Genomic DNA, 20,949 nt, shown 5'->3' with positions numbered 1-20,949 from the left:
GGCGTTGCGTCGGCCCCGGCCGCCGGCGTCGCATCGGCGCCGGTCTCAGCGCCGCAGCCCGTCTACCGCGCGGCGCCGCCGGACGCCACGCTGCGTGCCGTGCTGGCGCGCTGGTCGGATCTGGCGGGCTGGACCTTCCAGCCGCAGCACTGGGCCGTGGACGTGGACATTCCCTTGTCGGCAACGGCCGAATTCTCCGGCGACTTCAAGTCGGCCGTGCGCGAACTGCTGGGCGCCACGGAACTCGCCGAAAGGCCCCTGCAGCCATGCTTCTACGGCAACCGGGTCCTGCGCGTGGTGCCATTGGCACAGTCCTGCACGCGCATGGCTGCGCCAGGAGGGGCCGCGACATGATGCGCAAACTGTTCTTGAGTGCGGCTGCCTGCGGAGTATTGGGCGGCTGCGCGGTGTCGCAGCAGGTTGCGGACCAGCGCCGCGCGGCGAACGCGCGTCAAGCCCAGGTGGCCGCCAGCCATCAGGCCTTCACCGAAGGATTGTCGGATCGCGCCAAGCGCGTCGCGGCCCAGGATGTCGCCATGCCTTGGCTTGCCGGCAAACCGCAGCCGCTGGCGCGAGAAGTGGCGCTGCCGCCCGCATTGCGCGAGAACCTGCGGACAACCTTGATACTGGCCGACGACGCCGATCTGCCGATGCTCGCCCAGCGCCTGAGCGCCGCCACCGGCATTGCAGTGCGAGTGCGCCCCGACGCCTTGCTGCCGCTGGAGTTGTTCCTGCCCCGGCTGGCCGTCAATGGCGCATTGTCCGTGCCGGCCCCCGCCAGCCTGGAGATCCGCGCGGGCGCGCAGCCGCTGGCCGACTTGCTCGACACGCTGGCCGCGCGCTTCTCGGTGCATTGGCGCTACGAGCACAACGCGCTCGAGTTCTACCGCACCGAGACTCGCGTGTTTGATTTGCGCGCGCTGTCGCTGAGCAGCAAAGTGGACGTGCGCCTGGGCCGCGAAGGCAGCCCCGAGGGCGAAGGCTTCGAGAGCACGTCCAATACCTCCCTATCGGCGGGACAGCATGACGCGATGGCCGTCCTGCGCGCCAACATCGTGCCGTTCCTCACACGTTCCGGCGTGGTCGCCGAAGCGGTCGAGGGTTCCACTTCGATTGTCGTCACGGATACGCCCGAAGCGCTCGAGCGCGTCGCCCGCTACCTCGAGCGCGAGAACAAGGCGCTGACCCGTCGGGTGCGGCTGGTGTTCGAGGAAATCACGGTCGTTGCCAACGACGCCGTTTCGGGCGGCATCGACTGGAACATCGTCTACGCCGCGGCGGGAGCGGCGGCGCGGTTGGCGGTGCCTGGAGCCGGATCGGGCGGGGGCAGCCTGGAGGCTTCCGCGGCCAGGGGGCCATACCAAGGCTCTCAGGCCATCATCTCCGCGCTCAGCACCATGGGCGCGGTCGTGCGGCACAACAAGGTGCCCATCCTGACCCTGAACCGTCGTCCGGTTACGCATGCGGTAAGAACGACATTCAGCTACATCGACCGGGTGCAGAGCACTGCGGTCCCAGGCACCACGGCGGGGGGCGCCAACGGTACGCTGCCCGCGGTATCCATCAGCCAAAAGGAAGAAACAGTAGGTTCGTTCCTGACGCTGTTGCCGGACATCCAGGAGGACGGCCAGATCCTGTTGTCGCTGGCCTACGACAACGCGGTTGCCCAGCCCTTGAAGACCATCACGTTCGGCGAGCGCGGCAACCAGGTGCAGGTCCAGCAGGTCACGATCGACGGCAACGGCACGGTGCAGCAGGTCGAGCTGCGCCCCGGCCAGCCCATCATCGTTTCCGGTTTCGATCGCGGCCAGGAACAGCATGACCGCCAACGGCTTGCGCCGAGTCTGCCGCTCATTACTGGCGGCCTGGACAGCGCCGCCTCGGAACGCACGACAACCCTGGTACTGGTAACCGCCCAGGTCGAGGAAGGGTACTAGGCATGGAACGCGTCCCTCCCACCTTGTTGCTTGAGGTTCCAGATACTGGCCGCAGCCTGGCGTTCGGCCTGCGCTGGTTCGCCCTGATCGGCTCCAACATTCCCGCGCTGGCCCGTTCGCGCGGGCGCCGCCTGCGGGCCAGCCACTATGTCGTGGGCGGGGCGCCGGCCATGGTGGCCGGCTATGGCCGCGTGCGCTCATCGTGGCGCAGCGGTCCGCGGGCGGGGCGGCGCAGGCAGGGGCACATCCAGGCTGCCGCGCAGTTGTACGCCTTGTTGTATCCGGACGGGGGCCATAGCCTGATCAGCCTGCCGGGCGGCGGGCATTGGCTGGTGGCGGCGCAGCGCGGCACCGTACTGTCGCAGGCCGACAGGGTATACGCCACGCTCGACGAAGCCTTGCGTGAACAGGCGTTGTTGTGCGCCCGGCGCCCCGCGTTGCAGGCGCGGGACGCCGAGGAGGCCTGGGCCTTGCTGATGCAGGCGGCGGACCCGGCCGCGCAGTTGGTCGTCTTGTCCTCGCGCTGGGCCGAACTGCCGCTCGCGTTTCGCTTGTTCCTGGCCTGCGTCGCGCTTGCCGCTGTCGCTCCGCCCATATGGGACGGTCTGCCCGCGCTGAGGCCGGACCGCGCATCGCCCGATTCGGCCGCTGCGCAGGACCTCCCGTCGCAGCGGGATCCGCATCTGACCCTGCTGCAAAACACTGTGGCCCACGCTCCTGCCGAAGTTGCACGCTTGCTGGACGGCGTCGGCAAGCTGCCCATACAGGTGCGCGGTTGGGCGCTGAGCCGCGCGCGCTGCCTTGCCGGGGAGCAGGCTTGGAACTGCTCCGCGGTCTATATCAGGGCGCACCCGCAGGCGGCCAACGATGTGCTGCACGCGCTGCGGCCCGCAGGCTGGCAGGTGACATTCCAGCCGCTGGAAGAAGCCACGCTGTCATGGCGCATGGCGTCCTCGCCGGTGATGCTTGCGGACCTGGCGCTGCCCTCATCGCTGCAGGTCGATACCGGGCTGATCGCTGCGCTGCAACGCATGCGGGCGGCGTTTACGTCGGTGATCCTCGCGGCCGCGTTGCCGCTGCCGTTGCCAGTGCAGTCTCAACCCGTCGCGGGCCAAATCGACGCCCCGATGCCGTTGCAACCTGCCATTCGCAGCCGCGCCATCACCTTGCGGGGGCCGCTGCGTTCCTTCGCGCTTCTGGACGGTGCCGTCGCGGCGGCCAGATGGTCCCGCCTGTCGCTGGACATCCAGGCGCAACCCCGGCCCACATTGGTTTCCAGCACGCTGGTAGCCGAACTACAGGGAGAACTTTATGAACAGGAATAGGGGCGCCGCCACGCGCCCGAATCCCGCGGCAGGATTCATCGGGCGTCTGCTCTTGTCGGCCGCTTTGGTTCCGGCCGCTCATGGCCAACCGTCACCGCAAAGCGCCGACGAACCGCGGCCCTGGCCAGAGACGGAAACCGTGCGCGCCTTGCTACGCGCGGATGCTGCGGCCGCCCTGGCGGACTGCCGCGTCCCCGGTCTGTGCCGTCCCGGACCCGAGTCCGTGGCGCAGGCGACGCCGCCGGCCAGGGCATCGGACGATATCCGGGTGATGGCGATCTTCGGCCTCGCGCGCCGCTTGAGCGCCGATATCGCCGTCAATGGCGCCGTGCTCCGCTACCAGGCGGGCAGGGGCGAACCCGTCGCGGGAGCTGTCGATGGCCGCGCCTATCAGCTGCTGGCCATCGACGACAGTTGCGTAAGGCTGCGCCGCGGCGATACCGAACGCACCGCCTGCGTCGATGCGGGCAGGGGACGGCCATGACTGTGCATGCCTTGCCGTCCGTCGCGGCGCATCGCGCGGTGGCGCTTTCCACGGCGGCGGCTTGGGAGCCGCCTCAGCTTCAAACAGCCGACGACATCGCCCGTCTGCAGCCCGCGTTCGCGCGTGCGCTGGGGCGCGATTTCGATCTTGCGGCGCTCGCGGGCAGGCTGTGCCCCGTGTTGCTCGAAAACGGCGAGGTCGCCGTGTTCGCGGTCAAGGACTACACGGAGGGCGACCAGATCGAAGAGGTCGAGCGCATGGTGCGGGCGCGCGGTTACCGGCTGGCGCAAGTACCGCGCTATCAGTTGCCCGCGCCGCTGCTGCTGATGATCGCACGCGGCCAGCTGGCGGAGCCAGCGTGCGCCGGGCGCGGCAAGGAGCGGCAGGAAGAGCGCGCCTCGGCCCTCGCCGCAATGTTCCTGGATATCGTGCGCTGGGGCGTGGCGCAAGGAGCGAGCGACGTGCACATCAACGTCAACCGGCGGCGCGCTGCCTGCGAGATCCGCTACACCATCGGTGGGGAATACGTCAGTACGGAACGCTTTGCGGGCCTGTCCAATGCGACGCTGCTGGAGGTCCTGGCGGTGGCCTGGATGGATGTCAGGGGAGGCAACGGCGCGGTGTTCGACCCGGCGCTGGAGCAGCAAGGGCGCATCGGGCTGGACATCGATGGCGTGCCTATCGTGCTGCGCTGGGCCTCGTTGGCCGCCGATGCCGGCCCCTCGGTCTGCTTGCGCATCTTGCGGCTGGACGCGACCGCCAACGCTGATCTCCTCGCGTTGGGCTATCTGCCCACGCAGGTCGAAACGCTGGCACGGGCGCGCGAACGCGAGGGCGGGGCCATCGTGCTGGCGGGCGTGGTTGGCTCCGGCAAGTCAACCACCATCGCGACGCTGATGCGGGGCATCGCGCCCACGCGCAAGGCCATCACGCTGGAAGATCCGGTCGAATACGTCATCGACAACGCCTTGCAGAATACCCTGGGAGGCGCTCTGGCCGAATCCGCCTGGCCCGCGTTCGACGCCAAGCTCAAGACCATCAAGCGCTCGGCGATGAACGATCTGCTGATCGGCGAGATCCGGGACGCCGATACCGGCCGTGCGTTCATGGATCTGGCCGGCTCGGGCGTCAGCCTGTACACCACCACCCACGCCGCGGGCGCCGTGCTGATACCCGAACGCCTGGCGTCGGATTCGATCGGCGTGTCGCGCGATTTTCTGGCTACGCCAGGCATCCTCAAGTTGCTGGTCTACCAGACCTTGCTGCCGCGCTTGTGCAGCCATTGCTCGCTGCCCGTGGACAGTCTGTGGTCCAGATCCGCCGGGAGCGGTAAACGTCCCGAATGGCAGGCATGGTTGAAACGGCTGCAGCATGAGTTCCTGCTGGATCCTGACGCGCTCCGGGTCAGGAATGCCGCAGGTTGCAGCGCTTGCAGGCGCCCGCAATTGCCTGAGTTGAACGGCATCGCAGGCCGTAGCGTGGCGGCGGAAATGCTCGAGCCCGAGCGCGTCGACGGCTTTCTTGAGCGGGTGCGTACGCGCGATAACGTGGGGCTCAAGCGCCAGGCCGAGGCTGCCGGGCCCACCGCCTGGCGCAGCGAGGCCGCGCGCGGCGCGCTAGCGCGGGACTGCGCCCTGTACAAGGTCAGCCGTGGCGAGGTCGATCCCCGCGTGCTGCTGCGCCGCTTCGACTTTCCAGCAGTCTTGCCTGCGCAGAGCGCTGGACCCGGCGGGGGCGGCCATGGCTGAGCCGCTGTTGGCGCGACCCTTCCTCGGCCTGCCTTCGGGTCGCACGCTGTCGCTGCGCCTGGACGCGCTGCGCTTTCGTGCGGGGCGAGCGGACTACTACGAGTATCTGGCCGACCTGGTCGAAGGAACGCAGGGCCGTAAGAATTTGCGCGACGTCTTCGAGGACGATGCGCGCCGTCATGGCGAGGATACCGTGCGCGGCCGGCTGTCGAGGCATTGGGCGGGCATGTATCTGGAGGCCGGCGGCGATCTGGGCGTGGCCTGGACGGACACGCTGCCGTCCAGTGAATGCGTGCTGCTCAGCTGCGTGCAGGAAGAAGGCGGCGATCTGTCCGCCGCGTTGCGGGACGTGGCAAGGGCTGTACGGCTGGCGTCGGATGCGTGGCTGGCGCTGGTCTCGGCCGCGGCGGCGGGCCTTGCGGCGGCAGCCGTCGCATTCGCCTTGCTGTGCGCCATTCCTTTTTTCAGCGTGCCGCGCTTGCAGCAGGTGTTCCAGGCCGTGCCGGCGGAGGAGTACGGCCGCATGACCCGCGCGCTGTTCGCGCTGTCCCAAGGCCTGAGGCAATGGCTGGCCCTGTGGCTGGTGCTGTTGTTGGGCCTGGCCTTGCTGTGCCTGTGGTCGCTGCCGCGCTACACGGGCGCTGCGCGGTCGCGGCTGGACCGCTGGCTGCTCTGGAGGCTCTACCGCGATTTCCACGCCATCCGCTTTCTTGCGTTGCTGGCCGTGCTGGTCAGGCAGCACGGCGCGGCCGACACCCGCCTCAGGCGAGCCCTGGCCGTGCAGGCCCGGGATACGGTTCCCTGGATGCATGCGCATCTGCTGGACATGCTGGGACGGATAGACGGCGGCCAGACGGGGCCGGAGATTTTCGGCACAGGGCTGCTGGACGCGGATACCTGGTGGTACATGGCCGACATGATGGACGCCCTGGGCATGGAGGCCGGGCTTGCGCAGGTGCGGCTGCGCGTCGAGTCGCGCCTGCTGGCGCGGGTGCGTCGTCAAGCGTCGGTGTTGCGCTGGGCATTGCTGCTCACGTCCGTGGCCGGCGTGCTGGGCATCACGCTCTGGCATTACGCCGTGATCGACGAACTGCGCCAGGCGTTGACCAATTTCTATGCAAGCCAATAGGGGCTGCATCAGGCATGCGGCGCTTATTCGCCTGCGTGCTTTTTTCACGAGGAGAGCAAGCATGCACCAAGTCCACGCAATCCCATTACGCGCCAAGCGGCAGCGGGGCTTTTCATTGATGGAGGTGTCCATCGTCACCGCCATCGTCCTGTTGATCGCGATCGTTGGCATTCCGGCCATTGGCGCCTATGTCGTGGAGAACAAGGTTCCCAAAGTGGGCGAGGAACTGCAGCGTTTCATCGCCAGCATGAAGACCAATGCGCAAGGCGGCGGGGTCACGCCCTATGCCGGTCTGGACACGGGCGCCATGGCCAATGCGCTGCGGGAATCCAGCGTCCTGGCCGTCGACGGGACAGGGGGCGCGGCGCGCATTGCCCATGGCTTGGGCGGCAGCGGCGTCGGAGGCAATGGGGTGGTCGAGGTCGCCGCCGCCTCGTTCGGCAGCGCGGGGCAGGGTTCCGCATTCTCCATCAAGCTGACCAACGTCAGCCAGGCAGCATGCCCGTCGCTCGCCTCGGTGCTGCAACGGATGTCCGAGACCATCTCGATAGGCGGCGGGGGAGGCGGCCTCCGGGTCGTGAAGGATGCGTTCGCGACGCCCAGCGTGCCCTACCGCGCGGCCTTGGCTCAGGCCCAATGCAGCCCGGGCGACGTCAACACCTTTGTGTTCCTCGCAAAATGAGCCGGCTCGCGCGTATCCCGGCTGCTCGATCGCAGCGTGTTGCCGTGCGGCTGCGACAACGCGGCTTTTCGTTGCCGGGCTTGGTGGTGGCGCTGGCCTTGAGCGCCATGGCGGCCATCTGGGCCTCAGGCCAGGTGGTGCAGCGGATCGAAGATGCCGCTGCCCGTGCCGCCGGCGTATGGCTGACGCAGATCCGCCTGGCGGTAACGGCGGTGCTGGCGCGGCACTCCACCATCCTCGCCCAAGGAGACGTGCCCCGCAGCGAACAGGGGAGTCCGCTGTTCGCGGATCCACTGGCGCCCACCGTGGGTGAATTGCGCGGACTGGGGCTGTTGCCCGCCGATTTTCCCGACCGTTCCGCCCTGGGCTTCTCGGCTCAGATCCGGATCGCGCGCTCGCAGGCGTGCCCTGGCGAACGTTGCCGGATGGACGGACTGGTCTACAGCGCCACGCCTCTGATCAAAACGGGGACGCAAACGCCGGATCTGACCGCCATCGCCGCCGTGATCGATGCCGCTGGCGGCTACGCCGGGGCGGTGTGGCCGGCGACGCCGGGTCTGGTGCGCGGCGCGGCATTCAGTTTCGCCAATCCCCTGGCGTCCGGCGGGCCGGCCTATGCGCCGGGCACGCTCGCCCTGTGGGCGGGAGCCGGGACCGGCGGGCCGGATCTGGAGCGCTATGTCCGGATACGGGATACGCGCGATCCGCAGCTGCAGGGTGAACTGAGCGTTGCATCCTCGGCGCAGGTCGGCTCCTATCTGACGGTCGGCGCGCGCGCCAGCGTGGGGCAGTCATGTGGCGTCTCGTCCGGCACCATAGCCACCTCGGCACAGGGGGAACTGCTGACCTGCCAGTCCCAGGTCTGGGCACCGGCAAGCGGCGGCTTCGGCGGGGCGTTCAGCCTCAATTTCCCGTTTGGTTGCAACCGTTCCACAGTGAATCCCCGCACCGGCGCTTGCTCCTGCCCTGGCGGCTATACGCCCGTGGCAGTTTCCGGGCGGGACGATTGGAACGAGGCGATGGGCCGGACCACAGGTTACGTCTGCGTGCGCTGAGGCTGCCGTGCGGCCTCTTTTCCTGGGATGCCCGCCAACCCTCTATAATCAAAAATTCGCCTAAATTCTGCTTCGCCCACGATGAAATCCTCCGAGATTCGCCAGCAGTTTCTGCAATTCTTCAAGTCCAAGGGACACACCATTGTTCCCTCGTCGTCGCTCGTCCCCGGCAACGACCCGACCTTGCTCTTCACCAATTCGGGCATGGTCCAGTTCAAGGACGTCTTCACGGGCAAGGAATCGCGGTCCTATACGCGCGCCACGTCGTCGCAGCGCAGCGTGCGCGCCGGCGGCAAGCACAATGACCTGGAGAACGTGGGCTACACCGCCCGCCACCATACGTTCTTCGAAATGCTGGGCAATTTCAGCTTCGGCGACTACTTCAAGCGCGACGCCATCCAGTACGCCTGGGAGCTGTTGACCCAGGTCTACAAGCTGCCCGCCGAGAAGCTCTGGGTCACCGTCTACCAGGAAGACGACGAAGCCTACGACATCTGGGCCAAGGAAGTCGGCGTGCCGACCGAGCGCATCATCCGCATCGGCGACAACAAGGGCGCGCGCTACGCCTCGGACAACTTCTGGCAGATGGCGGACACCGGTCCTTGCGGCCCGTGCTCGGAAATCTTCTATGACCACGGTCCTGAAATCTGGGGCGGCCCCCCGGGATCGCCCGAGGAAGACGGCGACCGCTACATCGAGATCTGGAACCTGGTTTTCATGCAGTTCGAACGCGATGCCGCCGGCAATATGCCGCGCCTGCCGCGTCCCTGTGTCGATACCGGCATGGGCCTGGAACGCATCGCCGCCGTGCTGCAAGGCGTGCATTCCAACTACGAAATCGATCTGTTCCAGCACTTGATCGCCGCCGCTGCGCGCGAAACCGGCATCAAGAACCTGGAAGACAATTCGCTCAAGGTCATCGCCGACCACATCCGCGCCTGCTCGTTCCTGATCGTCGACGGCGTGATTCCCAGCAACGAAGGCCGCGGCTATGTGCTGCGCCGCATCGTCCGCCGCGCGCTGCGCCACGGCTACAAGCTGGGCCAGACCAAGCCGTTCTTCCATCGCCTGGTGCCGGACCTGGTCGCCGAAATGGGCGAGGCCTATCCGGAACTGGCGGCCACGGCCGACCGCGTCGCCCAGGTGCTCAAGCAGGAAGAAGAGCGCTTCGGCGAAACGCTGGAACACGGCATGCGCATCCTCGACTCGGCCCTGGCCAACGTGCCCAAGGGCGGTCAGCTGGACGGCACGACCCTGTTCACGCTGTATGACACCTACGGGTTCCCGGTGGACCTGACGGCCGACATCTGCCGTGAACGCGAAGTGGATGTGGACATGGCCGGCTTCGAGGTCGCCATGGAGCGCCAGCGCGACCAGGCGCGCGCCGCCGGCAAGTTCAAGATGGCCGAAGGACTGAGCTACGAAGGCGCGGACACGCGCTTCGAAGGCTACGAAAAGCTCGAGCTGGATGGCGTCAAAGTCACGGCCCTGTACGTCGACGGCACGCAGGTGCAGCAGGTCAAGGCGGGCCAGAGCGCGGTCGTCGTGCTGGACGCCACGCCGTTCTACGCGGAGTCGGGTGGCCAGGTTGGGGACACCGGCCTGCTGGAAGCCGACGGCGTGCGTTTCGCCGTGGCCGACACCCTGAAGATCCAGGCCGGCGTTTTCGGCCATCACGGCGAACTGGAGTCCGGCACGCTGTCCGTGGGCGATACGCTGCTTGCCCGCGTGGACGCCGTCCGCCGCGCCCGCACCGTGCGCAACCACTCGGCCACCCATCTGATGCACAAGGCGCTGCGCCAGGTGCTGGGCGCGCACGTGCAGCAGCGCGGTTCGCTGGTGGATCCGGACAAGACCCGCTTCGACTTCGCCCAGGACGCCCCGCTGACGGCCGAGCAGATCGCGCGCGTCGAAGCCATCGTCAACGCCGAGATCCTGGCCAACCAGCCTACCGTGGCGCAGGTCATGGGCTATGACGACGCGGTCAAGGGCGGCGCCATGGCGCTGTTCGGCGAAAAATACGGCGACACCGTCCGCGTGCTCGATATCGGCTTCTCGCGCGAACTCTGCGGTGGCACGCACGTCAGCCGCACGGGCGACATCGGCCTGTTCAAGATCGTGTCCGAAGGCGGCGTGGCCGCGGGCGTGCGCCGCGTCGAAGCCATCACCGGCGACAACGCGCTGGCCTGGGTGCAGCACCAGAATGCCTTGCTGACCCAGGTTGCCGGCATGCTGCGTAGCACGCCGGCGGATCTGCCGGCGCGCATCGCGCAGGTGCAGGAACAGGTCAAGAGCCTTGAAAAGGATCTGGAACAGTCGCGCAACAAGCTTGCCGCCAGCGCCGGCAACGACCTGGCGACCAGCGCCGCAGTTGAGGTCAAGGGCATCAAGGTCCTGGCTGCCAGCATCGGCGATGTGGACCCCAAGGCCTTGCGCGGCATGGTCGACAACCTCAAGGACCGCCTGAAGCCCGCGGTCGTGCTGCTGGCCACGGGTTCGGCCGACGGCAAGATCAGCGTGGTGGGCGGCGTCACCGCCGACCTGACCGGCCGTGTCAAGGCGGGCGACCTGGTTGGTTTCGTGGCGGCCCAGGTGGGCGGCAAGGGTGGCGGCCGTCCGGACATGGCCATGGGCGGCGGCACCGACCTGGCGGCCTTGCCCGCGGCGATCGCCAGCGTGCAGAAATGGGTGGACGAGCGTCTGTGATGAGCGGCGCGGATACAAGTCTTGATGGCGGCGCGCAGGCGCCGTCCTTCGAGCAGGAAGTCGATGCCAGCGGCTTGACCTGCCCGCTGCCCATCCTGCGCGCCAAGAAGGCCTTGGCGCAGATGGCCAGCGGCGAAGTGTTGCGCGTCATCACCACGGATCGCAACGCAATCCGCGACTTCCAGGCCTTTGCCCGCCAGACGGGCAATGCGCTGGTCGCACAACAGGAGGTCGACGGCCGCGGAGTGCATTTCCTGCGGCGGCGCTGACCGTAGCCAGCAGTACTCCCCATGCGAAAGGCCCGCCGCAAGGCGGGCCTTTTCTCATGGGGAGAGTGCCGATTACTTGCGGATGGCGGCGGCGACAGCCCGGGTGATCGTGAAGTCCACCAGATCGCCTTCTTTCAATTGCTGCAGGCGCGCCTGCAAGGCGGGATCCTGGACCTGGATGGTGCGCATGCCCCCTTGCGGTCCCTTCAATGTCACCAGGTTGGCGCTCTTGTTGATGTGCCAGATTTCGGCGGTGATGGTGGTCTGGCGCCCGGCTGCGCCGCCGGGCATGGCTCCCTTGGCGTTGCGGGTTGCCGCGGTTTCGGTCTTCACTTCCGGAATGCCGGACCCGGCCGGGCGTACGTCCACCGCCACCGACTCGTAGTAGTCGAGGGTCAGCGTGTCGCCAGGCTTGATCTGCTGGAAGTTGCGGACATTGGGGCCAGCCTGGATGTCCACGCTATTGCCGTTTTCGCCTTGCAGCGTGATGGTCCGGGTGGCTGGATCCACTGCGGTGACCTTGCCGGAGGCGGTCGTCAGGGCGGCGCCCACGACTCGGGCCGAGGCGGCAAGCGGCATGGCCAACGTACCCGCCAGCAAGCCCGCCAGGGCCAGGCGCGCAACAGGGGTGAAGACTGATTTCTGGTTCTTCATGGTGGTGCACCCTCCGGTTAGAGGAAGTTGGGGAAAAAACGCCGAAAAAATGGGGGAGCAGGTGGCCGAAAGGCCGCCCTCAGGGGGATGGTTTGAAGCCGGTGCGGTGGCGGCGCCGTGGACAGGCGGCAGGGAAGATCAAAGCGCGGGGTCTTGCGTAGGTCGACATAAAACCGATCTCCTCAATCGGGTTATTTCTTCACACGCACTGAGTTCTGACGCACTAAGACAAGCAAGAGCGGGGCAGGGCGGCTACACTTCGAACTGCGGCGCGGGCCCCGGCCCGTGTTTGTAGAATACCCGGATGTGGTGTTTTAGGATACAAATCGCGCCGCTACGCACAATTCAGCACTGCCATTTGCCAGCCGGCCTGTTTAAGTGCTAGAATTTCCCGTTTTTCACAACTAATTCAAGGGATTACCTATGGTGGTGATTCGCCTGGCCCGCGGTGGGTCCAAGAAGCGTCCGTTTTACAACCTGGTGGCCACCGATTCGCGTAACCGTCGCGACGGCCGTTTCATCGAGCGCGTGGGTTTCTACAACCCCGTAGCCAGCGAAGGCACGGAAGCCCTGCGCATTGCGCTGGATCGCGTGCAGCACTGGACCAGCAACGGCGCCCAACTGTCGCCCGCTGTCGAGCGTCTGGTCAAAGAATACTCGGCTAAGGTTTCCGCCGCGGCTTAATTGCCCGCGTCGCAGACCAAGCCCTGAGCTTTACCGCGCTTTAAAAGCTGCCATTCATAGCTGCTTCATAGTTACCAAGAGCACGATACATGCCTGATGCCGCAACCTCCAACGCGGCGCCGACGGATTTGATCGAGCTGGGCCGCATCAGTGCAGCCTACGGTGTGAAAGGCTGGGTCAAAGTGCAGCCGCATTCGGCCAATGCCGAAGTGCTGCTCTCAGCATCTCAATGGTGGTTGACTCGCCCTGTGCCTGAATTGGCGCGGGGCGTTGTCGCGTCTGCGCCTGTCGCATACAAGGTCGTGCAAGTCCGTTCGCAAGGGGCCACCGTGGTGGCCCAGTTGGCGGGCATTGCGGATCGCGATCAGGCCGAAGCCCTGCGCGGTTGTTCCGTGCAGGCGCCGCGGGGATCCTTCCCTGCGCCAGAGGAAGACGAATACTACTGGGTCGATCTCATCGGTTGCGCGCTGTACACCAGCGCCGACGGTGAGCCTGCGCTCTTGGGCGTGGTCGACGAGGTTCTCGACAACGGCGCTCATGCCGTGCTGAGGGTCTTGCGCCAGAAGGCTGGGGCTGAAGGCCCCGAGCCCGTCCTGAACGCCAAGGGCCGGCCCGCCGAAATGCTTGTTCCGTTCGTGCGCGCGCACATACACGCCGTCGATCTGTCAGCTCGCCGCATAGACAGCGACTGGCCGGCGGATATTTGATGCGTATAGACGTCGTTACGCTCTTTCCCGAAATGTTCGGGGTAGTGCGGGACCTGGGTGTCACCGGCCGGGCGCATGCCCAGGGCCGGTGGTCCCTGCATGCCTGGAATCCCCGTGATTTCACGCACGACGTGCACCGTACCGTGGACGACCGCCCCTACGGCGGCGGCCCCGGCATGGTGATGATGGCGGGGCCTCTGGAAGCCGCCGTCAACGCCGCCCAGGACGCGCGCGCCGCGCTAGGCCTGGGTCGCGCCCCTGTCGCGCTGCTGGCTCCGGTCGGCCGGCGCTACGATCAGGCGGGCGCCGAATCCCTGGCGGCAAGCGAGGGGCTCATCCTCATTTGCGGCCGCTACGAAGGCGTGGACCAGCGTTTCATTGCGCGCTGCGTCACGCAGGAAATCTCGCTGGGCGATTTCGTGCTGTCTGGCGGAGAGATCGCCGCGCTCGCCGTGATCGACGCCGCCGTGCGGCTGTTGCCCGGCGTGCTCAATGATGGCGAGTCCGCGCTGCAGGATTCGTTCAACGACGCCTTGTCTGGCCTGCTGGATAGTCCGCACTACACGCGCCCCGAAGTTTACGAAGGCGAGCCCGTGCCCGGGCCCTTGCTTAGCGGGCATCACGCGAACATCGCCCGCTGGCGGCGTGAGCGTTCGCTGGAGTTGACCGCGGCGCGGCGTCCTGAATTGATCGAGGCTGCTCGCGCAAAAGGGGTGCTCACCCTGGCCGACGAGCGTTATCTGGCCGAGCTGGCGGGCAAGCCGCTGCCGGAGCCAGCCAAGCGGCGCCGGCCATCCCGGCCCAAGCCGCCCGCGACTTCCTGACGCTTCCTTTTCGGATGAAATAAAAAACCCCGGAACAACGTTCCGGGGTTTTTTGTTTCCAGTGCTGGGATGGGGCTTAGTTGCCCAGCTTGGCGCGCTGTTCACGCACCTTGTCCAGGGTTTCGCCGAACTGCGCCATGCGCGCCTTTTCCTGTTCGACCACGGCGGCCGGCGCACGTTCGACGAAGCTGGCGTTCGACAGCTTGCCGTTGGCCTTGGCGATTTCGCCTTCCAGGCGCGCGATTTCCTTGTCCAGGCGCACGCGTTCCGCTGCTACGTCGATTTCGACGTGCAGCATCAGGCGGCTGCCGCCCACGACCTGGACCGGCGCGCCGGCGTCGGGCAGGGCGTCGAGCACCTCGACCTGGCTCAGCTTGGCCAGCGCAGCCAGGTATGGCGCGTTGCGGGTGAGGGTGGGGGCATCGCCCTGCGCGCACAGCGGCACCTTCTGGGCGGGCGACAGGTTCATTTCGCCGCGCAGCGCACGCACGGCTTCGACCTGCGCCTTCAGTTCGGCCACGTCGGCTTCGGCGGCGGTGTCGATCGCGGCGGGGTTGGCCTGCGGGTAGGGCTGGACGCTGACGCTGTCGGCGACGCCTTCCTTGCGCTTGCCGGCCACCAGCGACACCTTTTGCCAGAGCTCTTCCGTGATGAACGGAATGATCGGGTGCGCCAGGCGCAGCACGCCTTCCAGGACGCGGATCAGCGTGCGGCGCGTGCCCAGTTGCTGGGCCGGCGTGCCGGTCTGGATCTGGACCTTGGCCAGTTCCAGGTACCAGTCGCAGTACTCGTCCCACACGTAGCGGTAAAGCGAATTGGCGATGTTGTCGAAGCGGTAGTCGGCAAAGCCGCGCGCCACGTCGGCTTCCAGCGCTTGCAGCTGGCTGACGATCCAGCGGTCCACAAAGGATGTTTCGCCGGTTTCCGGGCCAGTCAGATCGTGGCTTTCGGTGTTCATCAGCACGAAGCGCGTGGCGTTCCACAGCTTGTTGCAGAAGTTGCGGTAGCCCTCACAGCGCTTCAGGTCGAAGTTGATGTTGCGACCCAGCGTGGCGTAAGCCGCCATGGTGAAGCGCAGCGCGTCGGTGCCGAAGGCCGGGATGCCGTCCGGATATTGGCGGCGGGTGGCCTTTTCGATGGCGCCGGCCTGCTTCGGATTCATCAGGCCGTAGGTGCGCTTGACCACCAGGCCGTCCAGGTCGATGCCGTCGATCAGGTCGACCGGATCCAGCGTGTTGCCCTTGGATTTGCTCATCTTCTGGCCGTCCGCGTCGCGGATCAGGCCGTGCACGTAGACGTGCTTGAACGGGATGTGGCCGGTCAGGTGGGTGGTCAGCATCACCATGCGCGCCACCCAGAAGAAGATGATGTCAAAGCCCGTGACCAGCACGCTGGACGGCAGGTAACGCTGCAGGTCCGGCGTGTTTTCCGGCCAGCCCAGCGTGGTGAAGGGAACCAGGCCCGACGAGAACCAGGTGTCCAGCACGTCCGGGTCGCGCTTGAGCTCACCAGTCACGCCGGCCGCGCGGGCCTGCGCCGTGGCTTCGGCTTCGTCGTGCGCGACGAAGACCTGGCCGTCTTCCGAGTACCAGGCCGGAATCTGGTGGCCCCACCAGAGCTGGCGCGAAATGCACCAGTCCTGGATGTTGTTGAGCCACTGGTTGTAGATGGTGGTCCAGTTGTCCGGATAGAACTGGATGCGGCCGTCGGCCACGACTTCCAGTGCAACCTCGGTAATGCTCTTGCCCGGATTCAGCGTGCCTTCGGGGGCGGGCTTGCTCATCGCCACGAACCACTGGTCCGTCAGCATCGGCTCCAGCACGACGCCGGTGCGGTCGCCCTTGGGCTGCATCATCTTATGCGCCTCGACCTTGACCAGATAGCCTTCGGCTTCCAGTTGCGCGACCACGGCCTTGCGGGCCACGTAGCGCTCCATTCCCTGGAACTGCGCGGGGCCGTTCTCGTTGATGTGGGCATCCAGCGTGAAGATCACGATCATGGGCAGATCGTGGCGCAGCGCGCAGGCGTAGTCGTTGAAGTCGTGGGCGCCAGTGATCTTCACGCAGCCCGTGCCGAACTCGGGGTCGACGAAATCATCGGCGATGATGGGAATGTTGCGGTCGCACAGCGGCAGTTCGACAAGCTTGCCGACCAGGTGCTTGTAGCGCGGGTCTTCGGGGTGCACGCACAGCGCGCCGTCGGCCAGCATGGTCTCTGGGCGGGTGGTCGCGATGGTCAGGCCGCGCAGCGTGACGGTCTGGCCGTCCTTGTCGACGATGGTTTGCGGACCGTCGACGAAGGGGTAAAGGATGTGCCACATGTGGCCGTCGGTTTCCTCGGAAACCACTTCCAGGTCGGATACGGCCGTCAGCAGCTTCGGATCCCAGTTGACCAGGCGCTTGCCGCGGTAGATCAGTCCCTGTTTATGCAGGCGCACGAAGGTTTCCACCACGCCACGCGACATGCGGTCGTCCATGGTGAAGTACTCGCGCGGCCAGTCGGCCGAAGCGCCCAGGCGGCGGACCTGGCTGGTGATCGCGTTGCCGGATTTTTCCTTCCATTCCCACACTTTTTCCACGAATTTCTCGCGGCCGAGGTCGTGGCGGGAAACCTTCTCGGCGTCCAGCTGTCTTTCAACCACGATCTGCGTGGCGATGCCGGCGTGGTCGGTGCCGGGGATGAATACGGTGTCGTCGCCCAGCATGCGGTGGTAGCGCACCAGGCCGTCCATGATGGTCTGGTTGAAGGCGTGGCCCATGTGCAGGGTGCCCGTCACGTTGGGCGGCGGGAACTGGATGACGTAGGGCTGGCTTTCGGTCCCCGTTTTTACATGCTGGCCCGCCTGGAAGTACCCACGCTTGTCCCACTCGGCGTACCAGCGGGATTCCAGCGCGGAGGGTTCGAAGCTCTTGGAGAGTTCCTGGGTATCGCTCGCGGCGTTCGCGGCGTTCGGGGGAGCAGCTTGAGTCATTGCAGGGTTCCGGCAAACAGGGGCGCCCGGGCTAGGGACGCGGGCGGCAAACCGCACATTTTAAGATGTAATGCGGTCTTCTCAGCGTGTTAGAATACCGGGTTACTGTAAACCTTTTAGAAGTCCCTGAATTCATTGAGGATTCCGGGTGAGTCCGACAGGTAGGCAGTGTCGAATCCCTGCCTTGGACCAGTGGTTCGGGACGGCCCGAAACATGCATTCGTTTCGGACCGCCCCGTGCGCCAACAGCGCGATGACGCTTCAAGGGTGACACCGACAAGCGCAGATCCACGCCAGGCAATTCACAGAAACCAAGTCAGAAATCAGTTTTTGGAGTTCTTATGTCCATTCAACGCACCCTCTCGATCATCAAGCCCGACGCCGTCGCCAAGAACGTCATCGGCCAGATCGTCGGCCGTTTCGAACAAGCCGGCCTGAAGGTTATCGCCGCCCGCCTGGCCCAGCTGTCGCGCGCCGACGCCGAGCGTTTCTACGCCGTGCACAAGGAACGCCCCTTCTTCAAGGACCTGGTCGACTTCATGATCTCCGGCCCGGTGTTCGTGCAAGTGCTGGAAGGTGAAGACGCCATCCTGAAGAACCGCGACCTGATGGGCGCCACCGACCCCAAGAAGGCGGCTCCTGGCACCATCCGCGCCGACTTCGCCGACAGCATCGACGCCAACGCCGTGCACGGCTCGGACGCTCCGGAAACGGCCGCTGTCGAAGTCGCTTTCTTCTTCCCCGAAATCAACATCCACAGCCGTTGATTCTCGCGGAACATCTGTTCTAGTTTTTGAGTTTTACCCAGGTCATGGAATCCGTCGAACGAATCAATCTACTGGGGCTTGACGGCTCCGCCCTGTCCGAACTGGTCGGAAAGTGGGGCGGCAAGCCGTTTCGGGCCCGCCAGTTGCAGCGCTGGATGCACCAGCGCGGCGCCGATTCGTTCGACGCCATGACCGACCTGGCCCGCGAATTCCGCGGCCAGCTTGCGCAGCATTGCCGCATCGAGGCTTTGCCCGTCAACATCGAGCAGCGCTCGACCGACGGCACCCGCAAGTGGCTGTTCGACGTGGGACAGGGCAATGCCATCGAGACCGTCTTCATTCCCGAGGACGACCGCGGCACGCTATGCATTTCCAGCCAGGCCGGATGCGTGGTGAACTGCCGCTTCTGCTCGACCGGGCACCAAGGCTTCAACCGCAACCTGAAGACCAGCGAGATCATCGGCCAGCTGTGGTGGGCCAAGCGCGTGCTGGAGGCCGACATCGGCACCGCCCGCCTGGAAAGCGCCCGCGCCACCGAAGACACCCGCGTCATCAGCAACGTGGTCATGATGGGCATGGGCGAACCCCTGCTCAACTACGACCAGGTCCTGCCCGCCTTGCGCCTGATGCTGGACGACAATGCCTATGGCCTGTCGCGCCGCCGCGTCACCGTATCCACCTCCGGCGTGGTCCCCATGATGGACCGCCTGTCGCAGGACTGTCCCGTGGCCCTGGCCGTGTCCCTGCATGCGCCGAACGATGCGCTGCGCGACGAGCTGGTGCCGCTGAACAAGAAATATCCGCTGAAGGAGTTGCTGGCGGCCTGCGAACGTTATCTGGCGTTCGCCCCGCGCGACTTCATCACTTTTGAATACTGCATGCTGGACGGCATCAACGATACCGACCAGCACGCCAAGGAACTGATCCAAATTGCACGCCAGCTGCGCTGCAAGCTCAATCTGATCCCGTTCAATCCCTTTCCCGAGTCCGGCCTGAAGCGCTCGAACTCGGCGCGGGTGAAGGTGTTTGCGCAGCGTCTGATGGACGCCGGCATCATCACCACCGTCCGCAAGACCCGGGGTGACGATATCGATGCGGCCTGTGGCCAACTGGCCGGAGAAGTGCGCGACCGTACCCGGATCACCGAACGGAACGCCGCACAGCGCCAGACCATACCAATTAAACAGGTGCACGCATGACGCAGGATTTCGCTTCGGCAGTTTCAGAAACGCCCGCAGGCGCTGCGGGAGGCATCGGCTCGGCATTGCGCGCGCTGCGCCAGTCCAAGGGCTGGTCGCTCGACGAAGTGTCCAGCCGCATCAAGTTTTCCACGAAGCAGATCGAAGCCCTGGAAAACGAGCAGTGGGCCAACCTGCCCACCGGCGTTTCGCTGCGCGGCCTGGTACGCAACTATGCGCGTCTGCTGGGCGCGGACTCGCAAACCATCGTCGATTCGCTCGACCCCAAGGCGCGCGTCACCGGCCCGGTGAAGCTCAGCCCGGGCGCGCTGCATTCGGCGCATTCCATTCCCCAGTCCGGCGCCGACGACGACCGTTCGTCCTCGACCTCCTGGGGCTGGCTCATTGCCATCGTGCTGGTGCTGGCCGCCGGCGTGGCGTATGCCTTCTGGCAAGGCTGGCTGCCGCAGCACTGGCTGCCGTCGGACTGGCTGCCGAAGTCGACCAAGTAACAACCCGGTTCCACCGATGCAAGAATCCTCTCTGCCTTGCCAGGATGCCCCGCCTCCCTCCGTGGGGGCGGCTGAGCGCCGCGCCACGCGTTCGGTGGCGGTGAAGTGGGGCGACCGTGTCGTGAAGATCGGCGGCGACGCCCCGGTCGTGGTCCAGTCCATGACCAACACCGACACGGCGGACGCCATTGCCACCGCCATCCAGGTCAAGGAGCTGGCCCAGGCCGGCTCCGAGCTGGTGCGGATCACGGTGAACACCCCTGAAGCCGCGCGTGAAGTCATCGCCATCCGCGAACAGCTCGACCGCATGGGCGTGAACGTGCCGCTGGTGGGCGATTTCCACTACAACGGCCACAAGCTGCTGACCCAGTTCCCGGAATGCGCGCAAGCGCTGTCCAAGTACCGTATCAACCCCGGCAACATGGGCGGGGGCAAGCGCCGCGACGACAACTTCGCGCAGATGATCGAAGTGGCCTGCCGCTACGACAAGCCGGTGCGTATCGGCGTGAACTGGGGCAGCCTGGATCACGAACTGATGGCGCGCAAGATGGACGAGAACAACCTGCGCGCCCAACCGTGGGAAGCGCAGGCCGTGATGCGCGATGCCTTGGTGGTGTCCGCCATCAGCAACGCACAGCGCGCCGAAGAGCTTGGTCTGCGGCGCGACGCGATCATCCTGTCCTGCAAGGTCAGCCACGTGCAGGACCTGATCGCGGTCTATCGCGACCTGTCCGCGCGTTGCGACTACCCGCTGCATCTGGGCCTGACCGAAGCCGGCATGGGCAGCAAGGGCATCGTGGCCTCCACCGCCGCGCTGGCCGTGCTGCTGCAGCAGGGCATCGGCGACACCATCCGCATCTCGCTCACGCCCGAACCCGGCGGCGACCGCAGCCGCGAAGCGATCGTGGCGCAGGAAATCCTGCAGACCATGGGTCTGCGCGCGTTCACGCCCATGGTCGTCGCCTGCCCCGGCTGCGGCCGCACCAGCAGCACGTTCTTCCAGGAACTGGCCGACAGCATCCAGACCTACCTGCGTCGCCAGATGCCGCTCTGGCGCGCCCAGTATCCCGGCGTCGAAAGCATGAACGTCGCGGTCATGGGCTGTGTGGTCAACGGGCCGGGCGAAAGCCGCCATGCCGATATCGGCATCAGCCTGCCCGGCACTGGCGAAGTGCCGGCGGCGCCGGTGTTCGTCGACGGCGAACGCACGGTCACGCTCAAGGGCGACCATATTGCCGAAGAGTTCCAGGCCATTGTCGAAGACTACGTCGCGCGCCGCTATGGCGCGCCTGCCTCTCACTAAAGTAAGGGTGTGGC

At 66.2% G+C, this 20,949-nt stretch carries 19 protein-coding genes; 17 read left to right on the top strand and 2 right to left on the bottom strand.

The window, feature by feature from the left end:
- The 10 genes from IB257_RS30925 to IB257_RS30880 form a co-directional block, all read left to right on the top strand.
- A partial coding sequence (locus tag IB257_RS30925; RefSeq protein ID WP_192355292.1) for a toxin co-regulated pilus biosynthesis Q family protein occupies positions 1 to 354 on the top strand: 354 nt, incomplete at its 5' end.
- Entirely contained in the window at positions 351 to 1,937 is a 1,587-nt protein-coding gene (locus IB257_RS30920; protein ID WP_119450754.1) for a type II secretion system protein GspD, read from the top strand. The genes IB257_RS30925 and IB257_RS30920, both read left to right, overlap by 4 nt.
- 2 nt (positions 1,938 to 1,939) lie before the next feature.
- Positions 1,940 to 3,262, top strand: coding sequence for a hypothetical protein (locus IB257_RS30915; protein ID WP_225589320.1), 1,323 nt, complete (start codon positions 1,940 to 1,942; stop codon positions 3,260 to 3,262).
- The gene (locus IB257_RS30910) at positions 3,249 to 3,746 is read left to right on the top strand and encodes a hypothetical protein (RefSeq protein WP_119450753.1); all 498 of its coding nucleotides are present in this window, start codon (positions 3,249 to 3,251) and stop codon (positions 3,744 to 3,746) included. The genes IB257_RS30915 and IB257_RS30910 overlap by 14 nt, the downstream gene beginning before the upstream one ends.
- The gene (locus IB257_RS30905; protein WP_119450752.1) at positions 3,743 to 5,494 is read left to right on the top strand and encodes an ATPase, T2SS/T4P/T4SS family; all 1,752 of its coding nucleotides are present in this window, start codon (positions 3,743 to 3,745) and stop codon (positions 5,492 to 5,494) included. The genes IB257_RS30910 and IB257_RS30905 overlap by 4 nt, the downstream gene beginning before the upstream one ends.
- Complete coding sequence (locus tag IB257_RS30900; protein WP_054458682.1) at positions 5,487 to 6,623, top strand: hypothetical protein; 1,137 nt, start codon at positions 5,487 to 5,489, stop codon at positions 6,621 to 6,623. The genes IB257_RS30905 and IB257_RS30900 overlap by 8 nt, the downstream gene beginning before the upstream one ends.
- A gap of 61 nt (positions 6,624 to 6,684) precedes the next feature.
- On the top strand, positions 6,685 to 7,305 hold the full coding sequence (locus IB257_RS30895) for a type 4 pilus major pilin (protein ID WP_054458681.1): 621 nt from the start codon (positions 6,685 to 6,687) through the stop codon (positions 7,303 to 7,305).
- Positions 7,306 to 7,349: 44 nt separating this feature from the next.
- On the top strand, positions 7,350 to 8,360 hold the full coding sequence (locus IB257_RS30890; RefSeq protein WP_233564563.1) for a type II secretion system protein: 1,011 nt from the start codon (positions 7,350 to 7,352) through the stop codon (positions 8,358 to 8,360).
- Between the two features lie 81 nt (positions 8,361 to 8,441).
- Complete coding sequence (alaS, locus tag IB257_RS30885; protein WP_192493319.1) at positions 8,442 to 11,066, top strand: alanine--tRNA ligase; 2,625 nt, start codon at positions 8,442 to 8,444, stop codon at positions 11,064 to 11,066.
- Positions 11,066 to 11,335 (top strand): sulfurtransferase TusA family protein, encoded by a 270-nt coding sequence (locus tag IB257_RS30880; RefSeq protein WP_119450750.1) that lies wholly within the window; start codon positions 11,066 to 11,068, stop codon positions 11,333 to 11,335. Before alaS ends, IB257_RS30880 begins: the two co-directional genes overlap by 1 nt.
- A gap of 72 nt (positions 11,336 to 11,407) precedes the next feature.
- Here IB257_RS30880 and IB257_RS30875 read toward each other — a convergent pair whose 3' ends face one another.
- Positions 11,408 to 11,989, bottom strand: coding sequence for a hypothetical protein (locus IB257_RS30875; protein ID WP_054458674.1), 582 nt, complete (start codon positions 11,987 to 11,989; stop codon positions 11,408 to 11,410).
- A 423-nt stretch (positions 11,990 to 12,412) separates the two neighbouring features.
- Here IB257_RS30875 and rpsP point away from each other — a divergent pair, with 423 nt between their 5' ends.
- From rpsP to trmD, 3 genes are all read left to right on the top strand, one after another.
- Positions 12,413 to 12,673 (top strand): 30S ribosomal protein S16, encoded by a 261-nt coding sequence (gene rpsP, locus IB257_RS30870; RefSeq protein ID WP_054458672.1) that lies wholly within the window; start codon positions 12,413 to 12,415, stop codon positions 12,671 to 12,673.
- A gap of 89 nt (positions 12,674 to 12,762) precedes the next feature.
- The gene (gene rimM, locus IB257_RS30865) at positions 12,763 to 13,380 is read left to right on the top strand and encodes a ribosome maturation factor RimM (protein WP_054458671.1); all 618 of its coding nucleotides are present in this window, start codon (positions 12,763 to 12,765) and stop codon (positions 13,378 to 13,380) included.
- Positions 13,380 to 14,204, top strand: coding sequence for a tRNA (guanosine(37)-N1)-methyltransferase TrmD (trmD, locus tag IB257_RS30860; RefSeq protein ID WP_192493318.1), 825 nt, complete (start codon positions 13,380 to 13,382; stop codon positions 14,202 to 14,204). Before rimM ends, trmD begins: the two co-directional genes overlap by 1 nt.
- 76 nt (positions 14,205 to 14,280) lie before the next feature.
- On the opposite strand, the gene IB257_RS30855 is transcribed toward trmD, so the two are convergent.
- Positions 14,281 to 17,175 (bottom strand): valine--tRNA ligase, encoded by a 2,895-nt coding sequence (locus tag IB257_RS30855; protein ID WP_192493317.1) that lies wholly within the window; start codon positions 17,173 to 17,175, stop codon positions 14,281 to 14,283.
- Between the two features lie 341 nt (positions 17,176 to 17,516).
- On the opposite strand from IB257_RS30855, the gene ndk reads away from it, so the two are divergent.
- Genes ndk through ispG form a run of 4 tightly spaced genes read left to right on the top strand, consistent with a single transcriptional unit; the run spans position 17,517 to position 20,935 of the window.
- On the top strand, positions 17,517 to 17,942 hold the full coding sequence (ndk, locus tag IB257_RS30850) for a nucleoside-diphosphate kinase (RefSeq protein WP_006393972.1): 426 nt from the start codon (positions 17,517 to 17,519) through the stop codon (positions 17,940 to 17,942).
- A 44-nt stretch (positions 17,943 to 17,986) separates the two neighbouring features.
- Positions 17,987 to 19,141: a 23S rRNA (adenine(2503)-C(2))-methyltransferase RlmN gene (rlmN, locus tag IB257_RS30845; protein ID WP_054458665.1), complete on the top strand. Its 1,155-nt coding sequence runs from the start codon at positions 17,987 to 17,989 to the stop codon at positions 19,139 to 19,141.
- Complete coding sequence (locus tag IB257_RS30840; protein ID WP_054458663.1) at positions 19,138 to 19,632, top strand: helix-turn-helix transcriptional regulator; 495 nt, start codon at positions 19,138 to 19,140, stop codon at positions 19,630 to 19,632. Before rlmN ends, IB257_RS30840 begins: the two co-directional genes overlap by 4 nt.
- Before the next feature lie 16 nt (positions 19,633 to 19,648).
- Positions 19,649 to 20,935 (top strand): flavodoxin-dependent (E)-4-hydroxy-3-methylbut-2-enyl-diphosphate synthase, encoded by a 1,287-nt coding sequence (gene ispG, locus IB257_RS30835; protein WP_054458661.1) that lies wholly within the window; start codon positions 19,649 to 19,651, stop codon positions 20,933 to 20,935.
- The last annotated feature ends 14 nt before the right edge of the window (positions 20,936 to 20,949 follow it).

The organism is Achromobacter sp. ACM03 (assembly GCF_014851665.1).
Taxonomy (GTDB): Bacteria; Pseudomonadota; Gammaproteobacteria; order Burkholderiales; family Burkholderiaceae_B; genus Achromobacter; species Achromobacter aegrifaciens.
This window is presented reverse-complemented; position numbering and strand designations above follow the sequence as displayed.

Bases quoted from the DNA above. Each gene is read 5' to 3' on its own strand.
- IB257_RS30900 (WP_054458682.1), top strand. From the start codon at position 5,487: ATGGCTGAGCCGCTGTTGGCGCGACCCTTCCTCGGCCTGCCTTCGGGT.
- IB257_RS30875 (WP_054458674.1), bottom strand. From the start codon at position 11,989: ATGAAGAACCAGAAATCAGTCTTCACCCCTGTTGCGCGCCTGGCCCTG.
- trmD (WP_192493318.1), top strand. From the start codon at position 13,380: ATGCGTATAGACGTCGTTACGCTCTTTCCCGAAATGTTCGGGGTAGTG.
- IB257_RS30895 (WP_054458681.1), top strand. From the start codon at position 6,685: ATGCACCAAGTCCACGCAATCCCATTACGCGCCAAGCGGCAGCGGGGC.
- IB257_RS30920 (WP_119450754.1), top strand. From the start codon at position 351: ATGATGCGCAAACTGTTCTTGAGTGCGGCTGCCTGCGGAGTATTGGGC.
- IB257_RS30915 (WP_225589320.1), top strand. From the start codon at position 1,940: ATGGAACGCGTCCCTCCCACCTTGTTGCTTGAGGTTCCAGATACTGGC.
- IB257_RS30855 (WP_192493317.1), bottom strand. From the start codon at position 17,175: ATGACTCAAGCTGCTCCCCCGAACGCCGCGAACGCCGCGAGCGATACC.
- ndk (WP_006393972.1), top strand. From the start codon at position 17,517: ATGTCCATTCAACGCACCCTCTCGATCATCAAGCCCGACGCCGTCGCC.
- rlmN (WP_054458665.1), top strand. From the start codon at position 17,987: ATGGAATCCGTCGAACGAATCAATCTACTGGGGCTTGACGGCTCCGCC.
- ispG (WP_054458661.1), top strand. From the start codon at position 19,649: ATGCAAGAATCCTCTCTGCCTTGCCAGGATGCCCCGCCTCCCTCCGTG.
- rimM (WP_054458671.1), top strand. From the start codon at position 12,763: ATGCCTGATGCCGCAACCTCCAACGCGGCGCCGACGGATTTGATCGAG.
- IB257_RS30880 (WP_119450750.1), top strand. From the start codon at position 11,066: ATGAGCGGCGCGGATACAAGTCTTGATGGCGGCGCGCAGGCGCCGTCC.
- IB257_RS30910 (WP_119450753.1), top strand. From the start codon at position 3,249: ATGAACAGGAATAGGGGCGCCGCCACGCGCCCGAATCCCGCGGCAGGA.
- rpsP (WP_054458672.1), top strand. From the start codon at position 12,413: ATGGTGGTGATTCGCCTGGCCCGCGGTGGGTCCAAGAAGCGTCCGTTT.
- IB257_RS30905 (WP_119450752.1), top strand. From the start codon at position 3,743: ATGACTGTGCATGCCTTGCCGTCCGTCGCGGCGCATCGCGCGGTGGCG.
- alaS (WP_192493319.1), top strand. From the start codon at position 8,442: ATGAAATCCTCCGAGATTCGCCAGCAGTTTCTGCAATTCTTCAAGTCC.
- IB257_RS30840 (WP_054458663.1), top strand. From the start codon at position 19,138: ATGACGCAGGATTTCGCTTCGGCAGTTTCAGAAACGCCCGCAGGCGCT.